Origin of the sequence: Mesorhizobium sp. M7D.F.Ca.US.004.03.1.1 (assembly GCF_003998635.1) — a bacterium.
In the GTDB taxonomy this organism is placed as follows: Bacteria; Pseudomonadota; Alphaproteobacteria; order Rhizobiales; family Rhizobiaceae; genus Mesorhizobium; species Mesorhizobium loti.
The window spans coordinates 1-3747 of sequence record NZ_RZQG01000600.1; the positions used below are offsets into that span (position 1 = coordinate 1).

The window sequence follows — 3747 nt, forward strand, 5'->3', positions numbered from 1 at the left end:
GCGCCGGATTGTCGCCGGGAATGTCGGAAACGACCAGCGACACCACCTTGGCCGGCCAGGCGGCCGCCGCCAGTCTGCCGCCCTTGATGGCGGAAAGGTGCTTGCGGATGGTGTTCATCGCCGCGATCGGCGCGCCGGAGGCGAGCAGCGCCTCGTTGACGGCGATCTCGTCGGCCAGCGTCAGGCTGCCGGCCGGCGACGGCAAGAGCGCCGAGCCGCCACCCGAAATCAGCGCCACGACCAGATCGTCCGCTGTCAGCCCCTGGACCTTGGCGAGCAGGCGACGCGAGGCTTCCAGGCCGGCAGCGTCCGGCACCGGATGCGCCGCCTCAATGATCTCGATGCGTTCGCAGGTTGCGCCATAGCCGTAGCGGGTGACGACCAGCCCTTCGATGGGGCCGTCCCACGCCTTTTCGAACGCCGCCGCCATCTGCGCCGAGCCTTTTCCGGCGCCAATGACGATGGTGCGGCCCTTGGGTTTGGCCGGCAAATGATCCCGGATGGTTCGTTCCGGATCGGCAGCGGCGACGGCCGCGTTGAAAATGGAGGTGAGGAACGATTTGGGGTCGAGTACGGTCATTCGGCTTCCCGAGGCAATGCCAGGCCGCGCTTGTCGACGCCCAAATGATCGCACAGCGCATCGACCACGACGCCGTGATCCTCGCGCTCCGGCAGTCCGGAAACGGCGATCACACCAATGACGCCGGCGCCCTTGACCGTCACCGGAAAGCCGCCGCCAGCCAGCACATAGTCTGAAATGTCGAGACCCTCGCCAACCTTGAAGGTGCGGTCGGGGCGCTGCTGCTCCAGCACCATGCGATAGGTGCTTTTCAGGAACCGCTTGACGACATTGATCTTGCGCCGTGCCCAATCCGGATTGGAAGCGTTCGAGCCCGGCAGCGCGGCATAGAACAGCGGCCGGTCGAAGGTCCTGATATCGACGATAACAGGCAGGTTCTCGGCGAGCGCGCGGTCGCGGATGGCTGAACCGATCCTGAAAGCAACGGCCTCGTCAAAGGCGGCGAAGACCAGGACTTCTTCCTGTCTCTTGATCAGAGCGATGTCGTCAGCAACGGCCATTTTCTCTCTCCGAAAATCGTCACACGTCGTTTGTACGACAAGCTCCGCCCGGTCAAGCTCCCGTCGCCGCGGCCCCCTCATCCGGCCGCTGCGCGGCCACCTTCTCCCCGAGGGGGAGAAGAGGCTGGCGTCAACGCTGGCGAACTCCTCTCCCCTCGGGGAGAGGTCGGATTGCCCTTTGCAATTCGGTTGGCAATCCGGGTGAGGGGGGCTTATCCCGCTATCATGTCAGCCTTGACGGGCCGCCCCGCCACATAGACCTCGCGCACGGCGCGGTCGTCGCCCAGCGTCTGCAGCAGGAACAATTCCTGCGCCAGCGTCTCGACCGTTTCCATCCTGAGCCGCATCGCCGGCGTCGCCCTGGCGTCGAGCACGACGATGTCGGCATCGCTGCCTTCATCCAGCGTGCCGATCTTCTGCGCCACCGACAGCGCCTCGGCATTGCCGCGTGTCAGTTGCCAGAAGGACTGGAACGGATTGAGCTTCTCGCCGTTCAGCGCGATCACCTTGTAGCCCTCGTCCATGGTGCGCAGCATCGAATAATTGGTGCCGCCGCCGACATCGGTGGCGGCGGCGATCCGGATCGCCTTGTCGCGGCGGCGAAAGCGTTGGTAATCGAACAGGCCGGAGCCGAGGAACAGGTTCGAAGTCGGGCAGAACACCGCCACCGAGCCTGAGTCCGAAAGCGCATCAGCCTCACGCTCCGACAGATGGATGCAATGGCCGAACAGGCTCTTCTTTCCTAACAGCCCATAATGCTCGTAGACATCGGTATAGTCGCGCGACCACGGATAGAGCTCCCGCGTGAAGGCGATCTCGGCGTGGTTTTCCGACAGATGCGTCTGCATGTGCAGGTCGGGATGCTCGCGGCAGAGTGCTGCGGCCATCTCCATCTGCTCCGGCGACGAGGTGATGGCGAAGCGCGGCGTGATGGCATAAAGTTGCCGCCCCTTGCCATGCCATTGCACGATCAGCGCCTTGCTGTCGTCATAGCTGGATTGCGGCGTGTCGAGCACGCCGTCCGGCGCATTGCGGTCCATCATCACCTTGCCGGCGATGTTGAGCATGTTGCGGTCATGCGATTCGGCAAAGAACGCTTCTGCCGAAGCCTTGTGCACCGAGCAGTAGGCGGCAACCGTCGTGGTGCCATGGCGCACCATCTCGTCGAGGAACAGCCGCGCAATGCGGCGGCCATGCTGGGCGTTGGCGAACTTGGTCTCTTCCGGAAAAGTGTAAGTGTTCAGCCAGTCGAGCAGTTCGGCGCCATAGGAGGCGATGACCTGCATCTGCGGAAAATGCACATGCGCATCGATGAAGCCCGGCAGCAGCAAATGCGGCCGATGGTCGATTTTTTTCACGGCCTCGCCGGCCTGCTTTTCAACTTCGGCATAGGTGCCCGCGGCGACGATCCTGCCGTCGCGGATCAGCAGACCGCCATCCTCCTCGTAGCGCCAGGCGGAATGGTCGTCGATGGTTTCGGGCCAACGCACAAAGGACAGCGTGCGGCCGCGCAGAAGCGTGGAGGTCATGCTATTTTCCCGCGCCTTCGAACCAGGCCACCAGCAGCGCCCGCTCCTTGTCGGTAATCTGCGAGACGTTGGCGGGCGGCATGGCGTGGCTGCGGCCGGCCTGCAGATAGATCTCGCGGGCGTGGTTGGCGATATCAGCGTCGGTGTCGAGCATCACGCCCTTCGGCGCATGATAGATGCCCTCATAGACCGGCTCCGCCGCATGGCACATCGAGCAGCGGCCGAGCACGGTGTCGCGCACGGCCGGGAAATGCGCTGAAGCGACATAGATTTGCGCCGCCGCCGATTCCCTGGGCTCGCCGGTCAGCACCTTCGGCGCGGTCGACAGCCAGATGATGACGATGAACAGGACAAGTGCTGCCATCCAGGTCCAGGTCGGATTGCCCTTGCGCGCATGGATGGAGTTGAAATAGTGCCGGATCAGCACGCCGATGATAAACACCAGCGAGGCGATGACCCAGTTGAACTCAGTGCCGAACGCCAGCGGATAGTGATTCGACAGCATCAGGAACAGCACCGGTAGCGTCAGATAGTTGTTGTGGAGCGAACGCTGCTTGGCGATCTTGCCGTATTTCGGGTCAGGCTTGCGGCCGGCGATGAGGTCGGCGACGACGATCTTCTGGTTGGGGATGATGACCATGAAGACATTGGCCGACATGATCGTCGCGGTGATGGCGCCCAGATGCAGGAAGGCGGCGCGGCCGGTGAACAGGTGCGTCAGCCCCCAGGCGATGAACACCAGAACGCAGTAGAGCACCAGCATCAGCCCGGTATCGCTCTTGCCCAGCGGCGAGCGGCACAGCAGATCATAGACCACCCAGCCGACCCCGATCGTTGCCAGCGACAGCAGGATACCGACCGGCACAGACATGGGCAGCACATTCGGATCGATCAGGAACAGATCGGCTCCGGCATAATAGACGACGCACAGCATGGCGAAGCCGGACAGCCAGGTGGCGTAGGATTCCCATTTGAACCAGGTCAGGTGTTCCGGCATCTCGGCAGGCGCCGCCAGATATTTCTGGATGTGGTAGAAACCGCCGCCATGCACCTGCCACTCCTCGCCGAAGGCGCCGACAGGCATGCCCGGACGCTGGCGCAGGCCGAGATCGAGCGCGACGAAGTAGAAGGACGAGCC

The 3747-nt window shown here is 63.4% G+C and carries 4 protein-coding genes; all 4 read right to left on the minus strand.

Going from position 1 to position 3747, the window contains the following annotated elements:
• Positions 1 to 580 (minus strand): DUF4147 domain-containing protein (locus tag EN935_RS26160; protein WP_127373761.1); only part of this gene is annotated, 580 nt, incomplete at its 3' end.
• Positions 577 to 1080 carry a heme-degrading domain-containing protein gene (locus EN935_RS26165; protein ID WP_109665623.1) on the minus strand — a complete coding sequence of 168 codons (504 nt, stop codon included), beginning with the start codon at positions 1078 to 1080 and terminating at the stop codon, positions 577 to 579. The genes EN935_RS26165 and EN935_RS26160, both read right to left, overlap by 4 nt.
• 212 nt (positions 1081 to 1292) lie before the next feature.
• Entirely contained in the window at positions 1293 to 2609 is a 1317-nt protein-coding gene (guaD, locus tag EN935_RS26170; protein WP_127264389.1) for a guanine deaminase, read from the minus strand.
• Between the two features lies 1 nt (position 2610).
• A partial coding sequence (locus EN935_RS26175) for a urate hydroxylase PuuD (protein ID WP_127373762.1) occupies positions 2611 to 3747 on the minus strand: 1137 nt, incomplete at its 5' end.